The organism is Spirillospora sp. NPDC047418 (assembly GCF_040643275.1).
Classification (GTDB): domain Bacteria; phylum Actinomycetota; class Actinomycetes; order Streptosporangiales; family Streptosporangiaceae; genus Spirillospora.
This window is the reverse complement of sequence record NZ_JBEYTW010000058.1, coordinates 34495-53062: the sequence shown is the minus strand read 5'-3', so window position 1 is coordinate 53062 and position 18568 is coordinate 34495. Positions and strand designations below refer to the sequence as shown.

The following is an 18568-nucleotide window of genomic DNA, read 5'->3' as shown; positions in this document are numbered from 1 at the left end:
CACCAACGCCGACAAGTGGCTGCGCGGACGAGCTCACGCCCTAGTTGTTGTTATGGAGGTGCTCATAACAACAACACGCCGCAGGTCAACGGAGAAGGGGTCAGGTTTGGTGGCGGAGGGTGCCGTTTACTGCGGTGGCTCGTACTGGTAGGTCGCGTAGGTCGTTCGGGGGGCACTTCGTTGGGTCTGCGGCTAGGGCTGTCCAGTCGGCGCGCATGCCTTCGCGCAGTGTGCCTACCGCGTGGTCGTTGAAGGCCGCGTAGGCGGCGTCGGACGTGTACATGCGCAGGGCGGTGTCCACGTCCAGGCGCTGGTCGGGGCCCAGCGGCCCGCCGCTCGGCGCGTGGTGGCGGGTCACCGCCTGCCAGATGCCGCGCAGCGGCTGGAACGGGGTGACCGGCGAGTCCGAGCCGCCCGCAAGCCGGACGCCCGCGCGGTGCCAGGTGGCCAGCGGCGTCGCGGACGCGGCGGTCTCGCGGTCGAGCTGCGAGATGAGGCGGTCGGCGAACTGCTCCTGCATCGTCGGCTGGGTCGCCACGACCACGCCGAGCCTGCGGGCATCGGCCATGTTGCGCTCGGACGGCGTCAGGTAGGCGTGGATCGCCTGGCAGCGCAGCGGCTTCACCGGGGCCACGCGGTCGGCGTGGTCGAGGACGTCGAACAGCAGGTCGAGGGCCCCGCCGCCGACGGCGTGCACCCCGAGCGACCAGCCGTGCCGGACGAGCCCGGCCGCGAGCGTGCGCATCGAGTCCGGGTCGAGCAGCAGCTGGCCGTGGTCGCCGCAGCGGCCGGGCCACGGCTCGCGCAGGTAGGCGGTGCCGAGCGAGCCGCCGCCGTCCAGGAACACCTTCACCGGGCCGAGGCGCAGCCGGTCGTCGCCGAAGCCGGACCGGACGCCGACGCCCGACAGCCGCGCGATCTCGTCCTCGACGGACGCGCCGGCGACGAGCAGCGGCATCGCGGTGACCCGCAGCGGTAGCTCGCCGTCCTCGTGCATGCCCTGGTAGGTGGCGAGTTCCTCGGTGCGCAGGCCCGGCTCGATCACCGACGTGAGGCCGGCGGCCAGGGCCTGCTCGGCGGCGGCGGCGATGCCGATCCGCCGGGTCCGGTCGTCCTGCGGCGGCATGTGCCGGCGCACCAGCTCGATCGCCGGGGGCTCGATCAGCACCCCGGTCAGCCGGCCGGCGTCGTCGCGGCCGAGGCGGCCGCCGGGCGGGTCGGGCGTGCCGTCGGCGAGGCCGGCGATGGCCAGCGCGGCCGAGTTCGCCGCGCCCTCGTGGCCGCAGCGCAGGATCAGCACCGGACGGTCGGGGCAGGCGCGGTCGAGCTCGTCGCGGGTCGGCAGGCGCCGTTCGGCGATGTCCTCGATCTCCCACCCGTCGGACGACACCACCCACGGGGCCTCGGGGTGGGCGTCGGCCCATGCGCGCGTCGCCCGGACGACGCCGTCGATGCTGCGCTCGCCCGCCAGGTCGAGCAGCACGTGCGCGAGCCCCGTCCACAGCAGGTGCATGTGGGTGTCGATCAGCCCCGGCAGGACGGTCGCGTCACCGAGGTCCAGCACCGGCACGTGCTCGCCGAGCGCGGCGCGGGCCTCGTCGAACGAGCCCGCCGCGACGATGCGCCCACCGCGGACCGCGAGCGCCTGCGCACGCGGCCGGCGGGCGTCCATGGTGATGACGGAGGCGGCCCGGACGATGTGGTCGTCTGCATGATTCCTCATAACGATTGTACGTTATCAGGGCGGTTCGGCCTGGCGACACCGTTGACCGGTGAATCATAATGATGATAATCGTTCGACCTTAAGCGGCGACCGATGCCGCGTCTCCGCTCAGAGGAGTGAAGCCATGATGGGAACGATTCGACGGCGTCGGCTCCGGGTGGGCCTCGCGGCGCTCGCCGTCGGCCTGGCCGCCGCCGGGTGCGGCTCCGGGGACGGCTCGGCCGGCTCGACCGACGCCGGCGGCGTGACCACGGTGAAGGTCGGCCTGATCCCGATCACCGATGTCGCCCCGCTGTACCTCGGCGTCCGGCAGGGGTTCTTCAGCGCCCAGAAACTCAAGGTCGAGCCGCAGCTGGCCGCGGGCGGCGCGGCGATCGTGCCCGCCGTCGTCAGCAACAGCAACCAGTTCGGGTTCTCCAACAACGTGTCGCTGATCATCGCCAAGAGCAAGGGCGTGCCGCTGCAGGCGATCACGCCGGGCGTCGGCATCGCGCCGGACAACAACAAGGCGTGCCAGGTGCTCGTCCCCAAGGACAGCGAGATCCGCGACGCCAAGGGCCTGACCGGCAAGACGCTCGCGGTCAACACGCTCAACAACATCGGCGACGTCACGATCCGCGCCGCGCTGGAGAAGAAGGGCGTCGACCCGGCGGGCGTGAAGTTCACCGAGATCGGCTTCCCCGACATGGTCACGGCGGTCGAGACGGGCCGCATCGACGCGGCCTGGGAGTGCGAGCCGTTCGTCACCTCGCTGCAGGAGCGCGGTGCCCGGTCCGTCCTCAACAACTACGCCGAGACCCACCCGAACCTGGCGGTGGCCTCCTACTTCACCTCGACGGCCTACGCCAAGAGCAACCCGGACGTCGTGCGGCGGTTCGACGCGGCGGTGCGGCAGTCGCTGGAGTACGCCAACGCCCACCCCGAGGAGGTCCGCAAGATCCTGCCGTCCTACGCCAAGATCCCCGCCGAGCAGGCAACCAAGATCAACATGATCGCCTGGCCGACCACGTTCCAGCGGGACTCGATCGAGGAGCTCGTGCGGCTCACCCAGAAGTACAAGCTCATCGAGAAGCCGGTGAACCTGGACGATCTCATCCAGGAGCCGAAGGGCTGACCTGACGCGCAAGGAAGGTGGGCCGGACGGCGACGTCCGGCCCACCTTCCGCATGGTGCGGTGATCTACACGGCCGCCGCGCGGCGCAGCTCCGCCGACATCTGCTCCCGGACGCGCGCCCGCCCCTCCGCCACACGCGCCGGATGCAGGTACTCGGCGAACGGGGACGCGGCGACGGCCGCCTCCTCGTCCTCGCCGCCCGCCGCTTCGAGCGCGATCAGGAACCGCAGGCACGCGGCCATGTCGCCGAACATGCCCGGACCGCCGGCGGGGCCGTGGCCCGGCACCACGATCGGCGCCGCGGTGCGGCCGAGGTCGCGCAGCGCCCGCAGCCACCCCCGCACGTCGGCGTTCCACATCGACGGCCAGTGCCCGTTGAACGCGAGGTCCGCGACGAAGGACACCCCGTCGTCCGGGACGGTCAGCACCAGGTCGCCCTCGGTGTGCGCCGGGCCCATCGGGGTCAGCTCCACGTCGGCGCCGCCCAGTTCGATGCGCGCCGGCCCGGTCAGCCCGATCGCCGGGGTCACCTTGGCGCCGCCCCGGATGTCCTGCGCCTGGTGCGGCCGCAGCTTCTCGAAGATCTCGACCTGGCGCGCCCATTCGCGCTGCTCGGCGGCCTGCGTGGACGCGGTCGCGACGATCGTCGCGCCGCGGAAGGCGCCGTTGCCGAAGACGTGGTCGCCGTGGAAGTGCGAGTTGACGACGATGAGCTCTTCCACCCGCGCGCCGGTCGCCTCGACGACGGTGCGCGCGAACTCCGCCCCGTACGCCGGGGTGACGCGGGTGTCGAACAGCAGCACGCGCTCGTCGCCGATCACGATGCCGGCGTTGGCGGCGCCGGCCGCCTCGCTCTCCACGGCCAGCACCCGGGTGCTCAGCCTGCGGACGCGGGCGTGCGCGAGCGCGCGCCCGTCCAGCCGGTCCGCCGCGGCCTCGGGGTCACGACGCAATGAGCTCACCGAAATCGGGCTGCTTCTTGATGAGGCCGGCGTCGAGCGCCAGGCGTCCGACCAGGTCGAGGCCGTTGGCCTTCGGGTCCAGGGTGGCGCTCCAGCCGGGCAGCGTCATCTTGGCGGCGGCCTCCGCCGGGATCTTCGTGAACGTCGTGACGATCGCGCGGACCTCGTCCGGGTGCGCGGACGCGTACTCCAGCGACTCGTTCATCGCGGCCTGGAAGTCCTTCACGACCTTCGGGTTCTGCTTGGCGAACGGCTCGGCGGTGAAGTAGTTCGCGATCGTGATCCGGTCGGCGAGCGCCGGGTACTGCTGCAGGACGACCCGGTCCCCGGACTGCTTCGCCTGGTACAGGAACGGCTCGGTCTGGTAGGCCGCGTCGACCCGGCCGGCGGACAGTGCCGCGTTGACGTCGGGGAAGCCGATCTCCATGAACTTGATCGTCTTCGGGTCGACGCCCTGCTTGCGCAGCGCGCCGGAGATCAGCAGGCCGCCGATGTTGTTGAGCGCGTTCACCGCGACCGTCTTCCCGGCGAGGTCGGCGGGCTCGCGGATCGGGCTGTCCTTGCCGACGATGACGCCCTCGAAGTCCTTGGACTCCCCGGGGCCGGCCTCCGACCCCTGCGCGACGATCTTGATGGGCAGGCCCTTGTCGCGGGCCGTCATCAGCGTCACCGGGTTGCCGAAGCCGAACTGCTGCTGCCCGCTGACGACCGCCGGCACGATCGCCGCCCCGGACTGCGTCACCTGCGGTTCGAGCTTGAGTCCGTGCCGCTCGAACGTGCCCTTCCGCACCCCGAGGTACAGCGGGGCGAGGGCCGCGATCGGCATCACGCCGACCTTGACGGTGGTGATCCCGGACGCGTCCGCACTCGGCCCGGACGAGCCGGACCCGCAGCCGGCGATCGCCGCCGACAACGCCACGAGCCCGGCGATGGCCGGCAGGGCCTTACGCCTAGTGAGCATCTGTCCCCACTCCCGTCACGGAGGCGGTGCCGAGTCCGGCGACGTCCACCTCGACCCGGCCCGGCGGGAACGGGGCCGCGGCGGTGGCGCCGCCGGCGAGGACGACGTCCCCGGCGCGCAGCGCCATGCCCTCGCGGCGGGCGATCGCCAGCAGCGCGGGCAGGGCCCGGTCCGGGTGCCCGAGGATGGCGGACGTGGAGCCGGTCTCGACCACCTCGCCGCCGACGGTGAGCCGGACGGCGAGGTCGCCGAGGTCGGCGAGGTCGGCGCCGAGCGGCTGCCAGGGCCCGATGACGAACCCGGCGGACGAGGCGTTGTCGGCGATCACGTCGGGCAGGCTGAACCGGAAGTCGCGGTACCGGGAGTCGATGATCTCCAGTGCGGGCGCGACGGCGTCCACGGGCAGCTCGTCGTCCTCGGGGGTCACGTCGCGGGCGATGCGGTAGGCGACCTCGGGCTCGACGCGCGGGTGGATGAAGCGGGCGAGGGGGACCTCGCCGCCGTCCGGGACGCGCATGGCGTCGGTGAGCCGTCCGACGATCACCTCGGACACGCCCATCTGCGCCATCTTCGCCTTGCTGGTGAAGCCGAGCTTCAGCCCCGCCGGACGCTCGCCCCGGGCGAGCCGGCGGGCGATCACCGCGTCCTGGATCGCGTACGCGTCGGCGGGGGTCAGCCCGGCGGGGAGTTGCTCGACCGCGGTGGCGGTGTGCTGGGCAGTGTCCAGGCGTTCCGCGGCCCGGTCGAGTGCGCCGGTGTCGGTCGTCATGTGGTGGCCTTCTCCGTCCGGGGACCGCGCCGGTGGATGCGTCCGGCCGGCGGGTATCCCACGTAGTTCTCACAGAAGTTCTTCATCGCCGACTCGGACGTGCAGACGTGCTTCAGCTCGGCGTGCTGCAGCCGCCACTCCATCCGGCTGCGCGGGTCGTGGTGCAGCAGCGACGTCATGGAGCGGGAGAACTGCTGGGCGCGCCAGACGCCCTGGAGCGCGTCGTCCGAGTAGCGGTCGAGGGCGGCGTCGTCGCCGGACTCGTACCAGGTGCACACCGCGTCGGCGAGCAGCCGGACGTCGGCGGCGGCGAGGTTGAGGCCCTTCGCGGCGGTCGGCGGGACGATGTGCGCGGCGTCCCCGGCGAGGAAGAGCCGCCCGTACTGCATCGGCTCCACCACGAAGCTGCGCATCGCGGTGATGCTCTTCTTCGTGACGGTGCCCTCGGCGAGCGTCCAGCCGTCGTCGGTGCCGAGGCGGGTCCGCAGCTCGCTCCAGATCCGGTCCTCGGGCCAGGCGGCCAGGTCCTCGTCCGGCGGAACCTGCAGGTAGAAGCGGCTGACCTCGGTCGACCGCATGCTGTGCAGGGCGAACCCGCGCTCGTGGCACGCGTAGATCAGCTCGAACGTGGACGGCGGGACGTTCGCGAGCACGCCGAGCCAGGCGAACGGGTAGTCGTGCTCGTACGTCGTCAGCACGCCGGCCGGGACCGACGTGCGCGACACCCCGTGGAAGCCGTCGCAGCCCGCGATGAAGTCGCAGGCCAGGACGTGCTCGGTGCCGTCCGCCGCGCGGTAGCGGACCGTCGGCGCATCGGTGTCGACGCCGTCGAGGCGGACGTCGTCGACGTCGAACTCCAGCGGCAGCCCGGACGCGACCCGCGCCTCGATCGCGTCCCGGACGATCTCCTGCTGGCTGTACATGACGGCGGTGCAGCCGCCGGTCAGCTCCGCCATCGGGATCCGGTGGCGCTGCCCGTCGAAGCGCATCTCGAAGGCGTGGTGGACGGCCGCCTCCCGGTTCATCCGGTCGGCGAGGCCCAGCTCGTCCAGGAGCCGGGCGGTGCGGTCCTCCAGCATGCCCGCCCGGATCCGGCCCTCCACGTAGGCCCGGGTCCGGTGCTCCAGGATCACCGCGTCGACCCCGGCGAGCTCCAGCATCCGGCCGAGGAGCAGGCCCGCCGGACCCGCCCCGATGATGGCGACCTGTGTTCGTTCCATGTCTCTCCCTGAGGCACCGGGCGGTAGCGCGAGGCGGGGGTCGGTACGGGTTCAGTAGGGCTTCAGTACTTCGCCGCAGCTCTTGCAGGTGCGGGCCTCGACGTCGTCGAAGAAGCGCTGGTACGCCTCGCCGACCGGGTCGGTCGAGTAGTCGGCGACGTGGCACGACTCCTCGTGCAGGAACTCCCCGCAGTTCTGGCAGTACCACTGGAACCGGTCGAGTTCGCCGGGGCGGCGGAGCCGTTCGATCACGATGATGAAGGCGTCCGGGTCGAACCGGGGCGAGTGCGGGAGCCGGGACGGCGTGAAGATCGCCGACCCCTCCGGGATCACGTCGACGACCTCGGTGCCGTCCGGCTGCCGGCTGTGCAGCCGCAGCTCGCCGCGGATCGTGTACATGACCTCATCGCTCGGATTGAGGTGGAACTCGCTGCGGTACTCGCGTCCGCGCGCGACGAAGGCGAGGGACTCGCTCTCCTGCCACAGCACCTCGACGCGCTTGCCGCTCTTGCCGAGGCGCTCGGCGATCGCGTCGAGATCGACGACCGGCATGCGGTACGGCACGGTCATGGCCGCTCCTCCACTCAGCTCTGCTCGGTGACGACGGCGGCGACGCACTCGACCTCGACGCGCACGCCGGCGCGGTGCGGCGGGGCGTTGACGGTCGTGCGCGCCGGGAAGCTCTCGCAGTCGGCGAAGAACTCCCGGTACGCCTGGTTGAACTCGGGGAACTGCGCGGCGTCGCGGAGGTAGCAGTTGCACTTGAGGATCGAGTCCTTGGTGCCGCCGGCGGCCTCCACGACCGCGAGCAGGTTGGTGAGCGTCTGCTTCACCTGCTCGGCGATGTCGTCGGAGACGATCTCCCGGGTCGCGGGGTCCAGCGGGCCCGACCCCGAGCAGAAGATGAGGTCGCCGTGGACGATCGCCTGCGACAGGGGCGGGACGGTGCCCGCGGAGAAGCCGACCTTGGGCGCGTTGCTCGAACTGATCGAGATCTTCGACATGGCACTCCTTGCTCGACGCTGCATCCGACCAGCGGAAACCGTGCGCGGGCCCCCCGGGGCCCGCCGTTCGGCGCGACTCTAACGACCATATTGGTTAGAGTCAATGCCTCTTGATCATCTACCCGGCGCCGACCTGCGCGACCATCCGGAAGATTGTCAGGCGCGACCTAATCCATCATAATGGTTATCTGAAACTAGGCTCGGAGGAAGGCATGACACAGGCATGACACCGACGCACCGGCCCGCCGCCTCGGGGGCCTCTCGCGGAGCGGGCGGGCCGGCGGCCGTGGACGTCCACGCGCACGCGATGCCCATGCCGCTGCTCCGGTACCTGGCCGACCGCGGGCTCGCGGACCTGTCGCGGATCGACGCCGGCACGCTGCTGCTGGACCCGGCCGTGTCCGGCGTCGCCAAGGGCGCCCGCATCCCGCTGCCCGCCGACCAGTACGACGTCCCGCGCCGCCTGGCCTCGCTGGACGCGGCCGGCATCGACCTGCAGCTGGTGGCGGCGCCGCCGTTCGTGTTCGGCTCGACCTCCGAGGACGACGACCTCGTCATGGAGGTCACCCGCCGGTCCAACGACGCGCTCGCCGAGTACACCGCGCAGGGCGGCGGACGGCTCGCGGCGCTCGGCACGGTGCCGGTGGGCCTGCCCGGCGCGGCCCGCGAGGCGGCCCGCTGCCTGGACGACCTCGGCATGGCCGGGCTGACGGCCGGCACGTTCGGCGGGGGCCGCGAGCTGGACGACCCGGTCAACGAGGACGTGTGGGCGCTGCTGACCGAGCGCCGCGCCTTCTGCCTGGTGCATCCGAGCCGCGCCTCGTCCCCGGCCCGGCTCCGCGACTTCCACCTGGTGCAGCTGCTCGGCTACCCGGCGGAGACGGCGCTCGCCGCCGCCCGCCTGATCTTCGGCGGCGTGCTGGACCGGCACGACCCGGTGCTCTGCCTCGTCCACGGCGGCGGCTGCCTCCCCGCGCTGGTGCCCCGGCTCGACCTCGGCTGGACGCGCAAGGCCGAGGCGCGGACGATCCCGCGGCCGCCGCGCGAGCACCTGCGCCGGCTGTACTTCGACACCGCCGTCTTCGACGACACCGCGCTCCGCCGCCTGATCGAGGACGCCGGGCACGACCGCGTCCTGCTCGGCACGGACCTGCCGTTCGACCTCGCCGACGTCGAGGCGGTCGCCGCGGTCCGGCGGCAGGGCCTGGACGCGGCGGCCGAGCACGCGGTCCTCGCCGGGAACGCGCTGCGGCTGATCCCGTCCCTGCACGCCTGGAAGTAAGGAGGACCCGGCATGCCGCTCGTCCAGATCAGCCTGGCCGCGGGACGGCCACCCGACCAGATCCGCGCGCTGATCGCCGAGGTGCACGACGCGGTCGTGCGCGCCACCGGCACCGACCCGGCGCGCGTGCGGGTGCTCGTCCAGGAGATCCCGCCGACGCACTGGGCCGCCGGCGGCGTCACGCTCGCCGAACGCGACACCCCCGGCGCACCCACGCCCCATACACCGCCTCCCGGCACAACAGAGAAGTGAGGGTCAGCAGCACATGGAGTTCTTCGGGCACGTCATCGACGGCGAGGAAGTCGAGTCGCGGGACGGCGCAAAGTTCGACGACGTCGATCCCTGGACCCGGCAGCCCTGGGCGCAGGTGGCCCTCGCCTCCCCCGGCGATGTCGAGCGGGCCGTCGCGGCCGCCCGGCGGGCGTTCGACGACGGACCGTGGCCGCGCATGGGCTTCGCCGAGCGCGGCCGCATCCTGCACCGGCTCGCCGACCTCGTCGAGGAGCACAAGCGGGAGCTCGGCATGGCCGACACCCGCGACATGGGCAAGCCGGTCGCGCAGAGCATCGGCAACGACGTCGGCCGGTCGGCCCACAACCTGAGGTTCTTCGCCGACCACGCGCACATCACGGCGGCGGACACGCTGCCGATGGACAGCGGCCACCACGCCTACAGCGTGTACGGGCCGGCCGGCGTCGTCGCCGCGATCGCGCCGTGGAACTTCCCGCTGATGCTGGAGACCTGGAAGATCGCGCCCGCGCTGGCCTGGGGCAACACCGTCGTCCTCAAGCCGGCCGAAGACACCCCCGCGTCGGCGACGATCCTGGCCCGGCTCGCGACCGAGGCGGGGCTGCCGCCCGGCGTCCTCAACGTCGTGCACGGCTACGGCCCGCGGTCGGCCGGGGAGGCGCTGACCGAGAGCACCGGCATCGACCGGATCACGTTCACCGGCGCGTCCAGCACCGGCCGGGCCATCGCGCGGATCGCGGGCGGCAACCTCGTCCCGGTGAGCCTGGAGCTCGGCGGCAAGGGCGCCAACCTCGTGTTCGCGGACGCCGACCTCGACAACGCGGTGGACTGGTCCATCCGGGCGATCTTCACGAACGCGGGCCAGGTCTGCCTCGCCGGCAGCCGCCTCTACGTGCAGCGCGAGGTGTACGGCGAGTTCCTCGACCGGTTCACCGCCGCCGCCGAGGCGATGGCGGTCGGCGACCCGTCCGACGAGGGCACCCGGCTCGGCCCGCTCGCCTCGCAGGAGCACTTCAAGAAGGTGCGCGGGTACGTGGAGACCATCGAGGCGGAGGGCGGCCGCATCCGCACCGGGGGGCTCGGCTCCGGCTGGGCCGTCCGGCCCACGGTCGTCACGGACATGCCGCAGGACGCGGCGCACTGGCGGGAGGAGATCTTCGGCCCGCTGGTCGTCGTGAGCCCGTTCGACACCGAGGCCGAGGCGGTCGCGCTGGCCAACGACACGCCGTACGGCCTGAACGCCATGGTCTTCACCGAGAACCTCAGCAGGGCGCACCGGGTGTCGGCGGCGCTCCGCGCCGGGACGGTCTGGGTGAACTGCTTCTTCATCCGCGACCTGCGCGCCCCGTTCGGCGGGGTCGGGGCGTCCGGCGTCGGCCGCGAGGGCGGCGACTTCAGCCGGGACTTCTTCACCGAGCCGAAGGCCGTCGTCATGCAGATCGACCCGGACCGGCACGCCGCGGTGTGAACGTCCCGTCCCGCTCGCGGTTCCGGGCGCGTGGCGAGCGCGCGGCGCGCTCGCCACGCGTCTGGCCGCTGTACGCGGGCGGCTTCCTCGGCCCGTACGCGGGCACGATGGTCACCCCGATCCTGCACGAGGTCGCGGGCGGCCTGGACACCACGCCCGAGACCACCGCCGCCGCCGTGACCGCGTACATGGTCCCCTACGCCGCGCTGCTGCTGGTCTCGGGCACCTGGTCGGAGCGCTGGGGGCGGCGCCGCACCATGCGCCTGTCGCTGCTGTTCTTCATCCTGGCGTCCGCGCTGTGCGCCCTCGCCCCGACCATCGGGACGTTCCTGGCGGGACGCGTCCTGCAGGGCGCCACCAACGCCTTCACCACCCCGCTCCTGGTCGCCGCGATCAGCGACCTCACACCGCGCGAACGGCTCGGCCGGGCGCTCGGCCTGTTCGCCGCCCTGCAGGCCGCAGGGCAGACCTCCAGCCCCCTCATCAGCGGACTCTCGGCGGCCGTGGACTGGCGGCTGGCGTTCGTTTTCCCGTCCGCCGTCGCGCTCGCGCTCGCGCTGCTCCCGCCGTCGGAGGCCGTCGCCGCCCGCAGGGCCACCGGGCGGGCGTCCTGGCGCGTCCTCGCCAACCGGCAGCTCGCGGCCGCCTCGGCCCTGTCGTTCCTGTGCTACCTGCCGGCGATCGCGCTCACCGTCCTCACCGTGCTGCGCGCGGACGAGCAGTTCGGGCTCGGCCCGGCCGGGCGGGGCCTGGTCAGCGCGGCGTTCGGCGTCGCCGGGCTGCTGTCGGCCAGCGCGCTCGGCCGCGGCCTCGACCGGCTGGGCGCGCGGCGCCTCGGCATCGCCCTGTTCGTCCTGCTCGCCGCCGGCCTGCTGACGGCGGCGCTGGGCCCGTCCCTTCCCCTCCTGCTGTGCGGCGTCCTGCTCGCCGGCGTCGCCGTGCCCGGACTGCGCAACACCGTCAACGCGCTCGCGGCCGGAAGCGCCCCGTCCAACCGCGCGGGCGCGACCTCGCTCGCGCTGTCCGCCCAGTTCTTCGGCGGCGCGCTCGCCCCGGTGCTGTGCGTCCCGCTGTACGTCGCCCACGGCGACCCGGCCTTCGCCGCGGCCGCCCTGGTCCCGGCCGTCGCCGTCGTGCTGCTCTTCGGCCTCCGCTCCCTTGGTGCCGAACAGGTGCAGCCGTCCCCGGATGGCGCCCGTGTAGTACCGCGGTCTGATGAATCGGGCGTCGGATTCCCACATCGGGAGTGAGGCCGCGAATGGCTCACGTGACCGATGTGCGGCCGATCCGCCGCTCCTTATCGTGACTGAACATGATCACAAGAAACAGCATGTTCGGGCGGACGGCGGCCGTGGTCCTGGGCGCGGCGCTGCTGGCCTCGGCCGCCCCGGCGATGGCGGCCGACCACGGCGGGCTGCAGCCGGTCGCCGACCGGCTGACCGGGCCGGACGGGGCTCCCGGAGCGCTCGTGCAGGTCGACGATCGAGGCCGCCGGACGGTCGCCACCGCCGGTGTCGCCGATGTCCGGACGGGCGCGCCGGTGAGTCCCCGCAGCCGCTTCCGGATCGGCAGCCTGACCAAGCCGTTCACCGCGACCGTCGTGCTCCAGCTCGCCGGCGAGGGACGCATCGACCTGGACGCCCCGGTCGAGCGGTACCTGCCCGGGGTGGTGCGCGGGGCCGACAACGACGGGCGGGAGATCACCGTCCGGCAGCTGCTCCAGCACACCAGCGGGCTGCCGGACGTCCTGGACTACCTGAACCCGCTCAGCATCCTCAACGACCCGCTGCGGCACTGGGACGCACGTGAACTGGTCGACATCGCCCTGCCGCATCGCCGCGAATTCACCCCCGGCAAGGGGTGGGGCTATTCCAACACCAATTACCTGCTGGCCGGGATGATCATCGAAAGCGTCACCGGGCACCCCTACGGCCAGGAGATCCGCCGGCGCGTGATCCGGCCGCTCCACCTGCGCGACACGTTCGTGCCGGGCGACGCATCCGGCATCCCCGGCCCGAACCCGCGCGGGTACGTGCGGCCGGGCTCGGAGCTGGTGGACATCACCCGTTTCAACCCGACCGTCGCCGGGGCCGCCGGCGGGATGATCTCCAGCGCGTCCGACCTCGACCGGTTCATCGGCGCGCTGCTGCACGGCCGCCTGCTGAAGCCGGCGCAGCTGAGGGAGATGCTGCACACCGTCCCCACGGGACGCTCGTCCGGGGCCCGGTACGGCCTCGGCCTGCAGTGGCTGCCTCCCACCAAGGACCGCTGCGGCTTCTGGGGACACGACGGCGACATTCTCGGCTTCAGCGTCCGGACGGGCGCCACGATGGACGGCAGGCGCGCCACCGTCATGGTCAACCTCAACCCCGGCGGCGGCCCGGCCCTCGACGCCGCCATGAAGGACGCCCTCCCCGCGGCGCTCTGCGGCTAGCCGCCGGCCGGCCCGCCGGATTACTTATTCCGGAGCATTGACATTAATCCGTCCCGTCGTCCATGCTGCCGGACATGGAACGACGGGCGGACGCGCTGCAGCGGCTCCGGCAGGCGCACGAGGAGGTCGTGCTGGCGGCGCTGCGCAGCGAGGGGCCGATGAGCCGGACCAAGCTCACCGCCCGGACCGGCCTGTCCCGCACCACCCTGTTCGCGATCATCTCCGAGCTGATGGCGCGCGGCGCCGTGATCGAGTCGGGCGCCGAGGACGACGGCCGGCCGCGCGGGCGGGGGCGGCCCGCGACCCGGGTGTCGCTCAACCCGGACGCGGGCCTGCTGATCGGCGTCGACCTCGGCCGCCGCCGCATCCGGGTCGCGATCGCCAACGTCGCCCGGCAGGTCGTCGCGACCGCCGTGGACGACTCGGCCCCGGACGCGGACGAGGCCGAGCAGGCCGACCTGGCCGTCGCGCTCATCCACAAGATCTGCGCGGACCGCAACATCGGGCTCCGCGCCCTGGAGGCGATCGGCGTCGGCCTGGTCGGCGTCATGGACGCCTCCAACCGGCGGTGGCGGGCGGCGGAGCGGCTGGCGGCCGCGTTCGACACCCGCGTCGAGGCCGACAACAACGCCCGCCTCGCGGCGCTGGCCGAGCAGACCTGGGGTTCCGCGCGCTCCGCCGAGGACATCGTGTACGTGCGGTGGTCGGTCGGCGTCGGCGGCGGCTTCATCTCGGGCGGGCGGCTGCTGCGCGGGGCGCACGGCGCGTCCGGCGAGCTCGGGCACGTGTCGGTCGACCCGGCCGGGCCGCGCTGCCACTGCGGCGGGCGCGGCTGCCTGGAGGAGCTGATCGGCATACCGGCGCTGCTGCGGGCCGTCGCGGCGCGCGGCGTCCGGCTGACCGGCACCGACGACCTGCTGGAGGCGGCGCAGGCGCGGACGCCCGCCGTGACGGACGTGGTCGTCGACGCCGCCCGGACGCTGGGCACGGTCCTGGCCGGGACGGTCGCCCAGCTCGACCCCGAGCGCGTCGTCGTGGGCGGGGACCTCGCCCAGCTCGGCGGGCTCGTCCTCGATCCGATCAGGTCGGCGATCGGCGGGCTCGCCCTGCCGGACACGCACCGCACCCTCGACATCGTCCCGGCCGACCTCGGGCCGGCCGCGTCCGCGATGGGGGCGATCGCCCTGGTGCTCAGGGACCAGGAGCGCCGCCCGCCCGACCCGAACCCCGCCGACGACCTGTAGGGCCCGCACACCCGACGTCCCGCCGACTGCCTGCCGATTGCCGACAATTAACACCTATTTCTGTAAACCCTTGGGAATTAATGAACGGAGTGTCGTGTCCTCTCGCAACGTCCTGATCCTCATGACCGACCAGCACCGGGTCGACACGCTGGGCTGCTACGGCAACCCGGTGGTGCGCACGCCGGCGCTGGACGGGGTGGCGGCCGAGGGCACCAGGTTCGACCGGTTCTACACGCCGACCGCGATCTGCACCCCGGCCCGCGCCTCCCTGTTCACCGGCACGCACCCGTTCCGGCACGGCCTGCTCGTCAACCCCGAGCGCAACGGCGGCGCCAAGGACGAGGTGGACGACGACTTTCCCAACTTCGTCCGGCCGCTGCTCGCCGGCGGCTACAACGTGGGCCACGTCGGCAAGTGGCACATCGGGCGCGAGCGCGGCCCCGAGCACTACGGCATGGACGGCGAGCACCTGCCGGGCGCGCTGAACCCGTTCCACCACCCGTCCTACCAGGCGTGGCTCAAGGAGAACGGGCACCCGCCGTTCAAGGTCCGCGACGCGGTGTTCGGCAAGGCGCCCAACGACTCCGGGCGCGGCCACCTCATCGCCGGGCGGCTGGAGCAGCCGGCCGAGGCGACGATCGAGACGTTCCTCGCCGACCGCACGATCGAGCTGATCGACCGGTACGCCGCCGACGGCAAGCCCTTCGTCCTGACGTGCAGCTGGTACGGCCCGCACCTGCCCTACCTGCTGCCCGACGCCTACTACGACCTGTACGACCCGGCGGACGTCCCGCTGCCGGCCTCGATGGCCGAGACCTTCGACGGCAAGCCCGACGTCCAGCGCCGCTACGCCGAGTACTGGTCGGCCGACCATTTCGACGCCGACGCCTGGCGCAAGCTCATCGCCGTCTACTGGGGCTACGTCACGATGATCGACGAGCAGGCGGGGCGCATCCTCGACCGACTCCGCGAGCACGGCCTCTGGGACGACACCGCGGTCGTGTTCACCGCCGACCACGGCGAGTTCACCGGGTCGCACCGGCTGAACGACAAGGGCCCGGCGATGTACGAGGACATCTACCGGATCCCGGGGATCATCCGGGTGCCGGGCGCCCCGGTCCGCACCGTGGACGAGTTCGCGACGCTCATCGACCTGCACGCGACGATCCTCGACCTGGCCGGGCTGCCCACCGGCACACCCTGCGACGGCAGGAGCGTGCTGCCGCTCATCAAGGGCGAGGACGACCCGCGCCCCGAGGTCGTCGCCGAGTTCCACGGCCACCACTTCCCGTACTCGCAGCGCATGATCCGGGACCGCCGCCACAAGTTCGTGTTCAACCCCGAGAGCGTCCACGAGCTGTACGACCTGGAGGCCGACCCGCACGAGCTGCGCAACGTCTACACGGCACCGGCCTACGCGGACGTGCGGCGCGACATGACCCTCCGGCTCTACCGCGAACTGGTGCGCCGCGGCGACCCGGCCTACACCTGGATGAGCTACATGTCCGACATCGGCACCGGTCGCGCGCCCGACGTCGACGGCGTCGCGGACGAGGTCGCGTGATGGCCGCCCCGACGACGAAGGCACCCGCGGCGGTGCCCGACACGGCCAAGGCGAAAGCGCGCAAGGAGAAGGTGCGCGCCGCCTCGCTGACGGCCGCGTCCGGCGTACTGGGCTTCGCGGTCTGGGTCGGGCTCTCCAAGAGCGGGATCGACGGGTTCCCCGGCCCGGTGCCGGTGGCCGAGCGCGCCTGGGAGCTGATGCGGGAGGGCACGCTGTTCAGCGACCTCTTCGCCAGCCTCCGCCGCGTGCTGCTCGGCTTCGTGCTCGGCGTCGCGCTCGCGGTCCCCGTCGGCTTCGCGATGGGCTGGTACCCGGTGGTGCGCGGCCTGTTCGACCCGTGGCTGCAGTTCTTCCGGATGATCCCGCCGCTCGCGATCATCCCGCTGGCCGTCGTGCTGATGGGCATCGACGAGACGCCGAAGGTCTTCGTGATCTTCCTGGCCTCGTTCCTGTCGTCGGTCGTGTCCACCTACCAGGGCGTCATCTCGGTCGACAAGACCCTGATCAACGCGGCGCGGGTGCTCGGCGCCGGCGACCGGACGCTGTTCACCGACGTCGTGGTGCCGGCGTCCACCCCGTTCATCCTCGTCGGCATGCGGATCGGGCTCGGCGCGTCCTGGGCCACGGTCGTGGCGGCCGAGCTGATCGCCGCGCAGGGCGGGCTCGGCTACCGGATGCAGCAGGCGCAGCTCTACTACGAGCTGCCCACCATCTTCGTGTCGCTGATCGTGATCGGGCTCGTCGGGCTCGCGATGGACCGCCTGCTGCTGCTCGCCGAGCGGCGGCTCACCGGATGGCAGGAGCGCCGATGACCAAGATCTCCTTCCGGGACGTCACCCACCGGTTCGAGGCGTTCACCGCGCTCGACCACGTCTCGCTCGACATCGCCGACGGCGAGTTCGTCACGGTCGTCGGCCCGTCCGGCTGCGGCAAGAGCACCCTGCTCAACCTGGCCGCGGGCCTGCTCGAACCGGGCGCCGGCACCGTCGAGGTGGACGGCAGGCAGGTCGCGGGCCCCGGCCCCGAGCGCGGGGTGATCTTCCAGCAGTACGCCCTGTTCCCCTGGATGAGCACCCGCAAGAACGTCGAGTTCGGTCTGAAGATCGCCGGGGTGCCGAAGCGGGAGCGCCGCGCGAAGGCCGAGCACTACCTCGACCTCGTCGGGCTCGCCGACTTCGCCGACGCGCTCCCGAAGACGCTGTCCGGCGGGATGAAGCAGCGCTGCGCGATCGCCCGCGCCTACGCGGTCGACCCGTCGGTGCTGCTGATGGACGAGCCGTTCGGCGCCCTCGACGCGCTCACCCGCGTCCAGCTCCAGGACGGCCTGCTCGACACCTGGACCCGCGAGCGGCGCACCGTCATGTTCATCACCCACGACGTGGACGAGGCCGTCTACCTGGCCGGACGGGTCATCGTCATGGCCGCCCGCCCCGGCCGCGTCCACCGGGTCATCGACGTCGACCTGCCCTATCCCCGCACCGAGGAGATCCGCCTGTCCGCCGAGTTCGACGAGCTCCGCAGGCAGGTCTGGAGGGCCGTGTACCACCAGCCCCCCGCCCCGACCCCCGAAGGGACCCCCCGATGAGATCACTGCGACTGCTGGCCGTGTCGCTGCTGCTGGTACCGCTCGCCGCCGCCTGCGGCGGGGACGACGACGGCGGCGCGACGAAGACCGTCAAGTTCGGCTACACCGCCGACTTCGCGGGCGCCGCCGCCCTCGCCGCCGCCGACAAGCTCGGCCTATGGAAGAAGGCCGGGCTGAAGCCCGATCTGAAGGTGTTCACCAACGGCCCGCTGCAGATCCAGGCGCTCGGCGCGGGCGACCTCGACTTCGGCTACATCGGCCCCGGCGCGACGTGGCTCCCCGCGTCCGGCAAGGCGAAGATCATCGCGGTGAACATGCTCGGCCAGGCCGACCGGATCATCGCCACTCCGAAGTCGGGCATCAAGGACATCGCCGGGCTGCGCGGCAAGAAGGTCGCCGTGCCCGAGGGGACGTCCGGCGACATGCTGCTCCAGCTCGCGCTGAAGAAGGCCGGGATGAAGGCCGATGACGTCGAGCGCGTGCCGATGGACCCGAGCACCGTCGTCACGGCCTTCTCGTCCGGCAAGGTGGACGCCGCCGCGATCTGGTACCCGCTGATCGACACCATCAAGAAGCGCACCCCCGACCTGGTCGAGCTGTCGAAGAACGCCGACTTCTTCCCGGCCATGTCGTTCCCCAGCTCGTTCGTCGCCCGCAACGAGATCGTGAAGGACGACTCCGCGACCACCCGCAAGGTCATCGGGGTGCTCAAGCAGGCCAACGACTGGGTGAACGGGCACACCACGGAGGCCGAGACGACGGCCGCGAAGTTCCTCAAGGTGCCGGTCGCCCAGTTCAAGGGCTCGTCCGCCGTCACCAAGACCTTCACCTCCGCCCAGCTCGCCACCTACTCCGGCGACGGGACGGTGAACGGCTGGTTCAAGGGCCTGTCGGACATCTTCGTCGCGATGGGCAAGCTGCCGTCCTCGCCCGACCCCGCGACCTACTACACCGCCGACCTCTACACGAACGCCGCCGCCGGAAAGTGA

Annotated in this window: 18 protein-coding genes; 11 read left to right on the top strand and 7 right to left on the bottom strand. The window is 72.4% G+C overall.

The features are described from left to right. Nucleotides 1-100: 100 nt before the first annotated feature. Nucleotides 101-1723 (bottom strand): amidohydrolase, encoded by a 1623-nt coding sequence (locus tag ABZ806_RS29605; protein ID WP_500220702.1) that lies wholly within the window; start codon nt 1721-1723, stop codon nt 101-103. Nucleotides 1724-1847: 124 nt separating this feature from the next. On the opposite strand from ABZ806_RS29605, the gene ABZ806_RS29600 reads away from it, so the two are divergent. Next, nucleotides 1848-2837, top strand: coding sequence for an ABC transporter substrate-binding protein (locus ABZ806_RS29600; protein WP_500220701.1), 990 nt, complete (start codon nt 1848-1850; stop codon nt 2835-2837). Nucleotides 2838-2902: 65 nt separating this feature from the next. On the opposite strand, the gene ABZ806_RS29595 is transcribed toward ABZ806_RS29600, so the two are convergent. The 6 genes from ABZ806_RS29595 to ABZ806_RS29570 are packed head-to-tail and all read right to left on the bottom strand — an operon-like array spanning nt 2903 to nt 7753. Then, nucleotides 2903-3799: an MBL fold metallo-hydrolase gene (locus ABZ806_RS29595; protein ID WP_500220700.1), complete on the bottom strand. Its 897-nt coding sequence runs from the start codon at nt 3797-3799 to the stop codon at nt 2903-2905. Continuing rightward, nucleotides 3780-4760: an ABC transporter substrate-binding protein gene (locus tag ABZ806_RS29590; protein WP_500220699.1), complete on the bottom strand. Its 981-nt coding sequence runs from the start codon at nt 4758-4760 to the stop codon at nt 3780-3782. The genes ABZ806_RS29595 and ABZ806_RS29590 overlap by 20 nt, the downstream gene beginning before the upstream one ends. Then, nucleotides 4750-5529 (bottom strand): 2-keto-4-pentenoate hydratase, encoded by a 780-nt coding sequence (locus tag ABZ806_RS29585; protein ID WP_500220698.1) that lies wholly within the window; start codon nt 5527-5529, stop codon nt 4750-4752. Before ABZ806_RS29585 ends, ABZ806_RS29590 begins: the two co-directional genes overlap by 11 nt. Further along, on the bottom strand, nt 5526-6749 hold the full coding sequence (locus ABZ806_RS29580; protein WP_500220697.1) for a 4-hydroxybenzoate 3-monooxygenase: 1224 nt from the start codon (nt 6747-6749) through the stop codon (nt 5526-5528). Before ABZ806_RS29580 ends, ABZ806_RS29585 begins: the two co-directional genes overlap by 4 nt. A 51-nt stretch (nt 6750-6800) precedes the next feature. Further along, the gene (locus tag ABZ806_RS29575) at nt 6801-7319 is read right to left on the bottom strand and encodes a 3-hydroxyanthranilate 3,4-dioxygenase (protein ID WP_500220696.1); all 519 of its coding nucleotides are present in this window, start codon (nt 7317-7319) and stop codon (nt 6801-6803) included. A 14-nt stretch (nt 7320-7333) separates the two neighbouring features. Beyond that, nucleotides 7334-7753, bottom strand: coding sequence for a RidA family protein (locus tag ABZ806_RS29570; RefSeq protein WP_500220695.1), 420 nt, complete (start codon nt 7751-7753; stop codon nt 7334-7336). A 223-nt stretch (nt 7754-7976) separates the two neighbouring features. On the opposite strand from ABZ806_RS29570, the gene ABZ806_RS29565 reads away from it, so the two are divergent. The 10 genes from ABZ806_RS29565 to ABZ806_RS29520 all read left to right on the top strand — a co-directional run bounded on the left by ABZ806_RS29565 (nt 7977) and on the right by ABZ806_RS29520 (nt 18568). Continuing rightward, nucleotides 7977-9035 (top strand): amidohydrolase family protein, encoded by a 1059-nt coding sequence (locus ABZ806_RS29565; RefSeq protein ID WP_500220694.1) that lies wholly within the window; start codon nt 7977-7979, stop codon nt 9033-9035. Nucleotides 9036-9047: 12 nt separating this feature from the next. Further along, entirely contained in the window at nt 9048-9287 is a 240-nt protein-coding gene (locus tag ABZ806_RS29560) for a tautomerase family protein (RefSeq protein WP_500220693.1), read from the top strand. A 13-nt stretch (nt 9288-9300) separates the two neighbouring features. Then, nucleotides 9301-10752, top strand: coding sequence for an aldehyde dehydrogenase (locus ABZ806_RS29555; protein ID WP_500220692.1), 1452 nt, complete (start codon nt 9301-9303; stop codon nt 10750-10752). Beyond that, the gene (locus ABZ806_RS29550) at nt 10749-12002 is read left to right on the top strand and encodes an MFS transporter (protein ID WP_500220691.1); all 1254 of its coding nucleotides are present in this window, start codon (nt 10749-10751) and stop codon (nt 12000-12002) included. The genes ABZ806_RS29555 and ABZ806_RS29550 overlap by 4 nt, the downstream gene beginning before the upstream one ends. 62 nt (nt 12003-12064) lie before the next feature. Next, nucleotides 12065-13186 carry a serine hydrolase domain-containing protein gene (locus ABZ806_RS29545; protein ID WP_500220690.1) on the top strand — a complete coding sequence of 374 codons (1122 nt, stop codon included), beginning with the start codon at nt 12065-12067 and terminating at the stop codon, nt 13184-13186. Nucleotides 13187-13260: 74 nt separating this feature from the next. Further along, nucleotides 13261-14430 (top strand): ROK family transcriptional regulator, encoded by a 1170-nt coding sequence (locus tag ABZ806_RS29540; RefSeq protein WP_500220689.1) that lies wholly within the window; start codon nt 13261-13263, stop codon nt 14428-14430. A 94-nt stretch (nt 14431-14524) separates the two neighbouring features. Beyond that, nucleotides 14525-15994 (top strand): sulfatase family protein, encoded by a 1470-nt coding sequence (locus ABZ806_RS29535; protein WP_500220688.1) that lies wholly within the window; start codon nt 14525-14527, stop codon nt 15992-15994. Then, complete coding sequence (locus tag ABZ806_RS29530) at nt 15994-16806, top strand: ABC transporter permease (protein ID WP_500220687.1); 813 nt, start codon at nt 15994-15996, stop codon at nt 16804-16806. The genes ABZ806_RS29535 and ABZ806_RS29530 overlap by 1 nt, the downstream gene beginning before the upstream one ends. Further along, the gene (locus tag ABZ806_RS29525) at nt 16803-17579 is read left to right on the top strand and encodes an ABC transporter ATP-binding protein (RefSeq protein ID WP_500220686.1); all 777 of its coding nucleotides are present in this window, start codon (nt 16803-16805) and stop codon (nt 17577-17579) included. The genes ABZ806_RS29530 and ABZ806_RS29525 overlap by 4 nt, the downstream gene beginning before the upstream one ends. Then, nucleotides 17576-18568, top strand: a complete 993-nt coding sequence (locus ABZ806_RS29520) for an aliphatic sulfonate ABC transporter substrate-binding protein (RefSeq protein ID WP_500220685.1) — start codon at nt 17576-17578, stop codon at nt 18566-18568. The genes ABZ806_RS29525 and ABZ806_RS29520 overlap by 4 nt, the downstream gene beginning before the upstream one ends.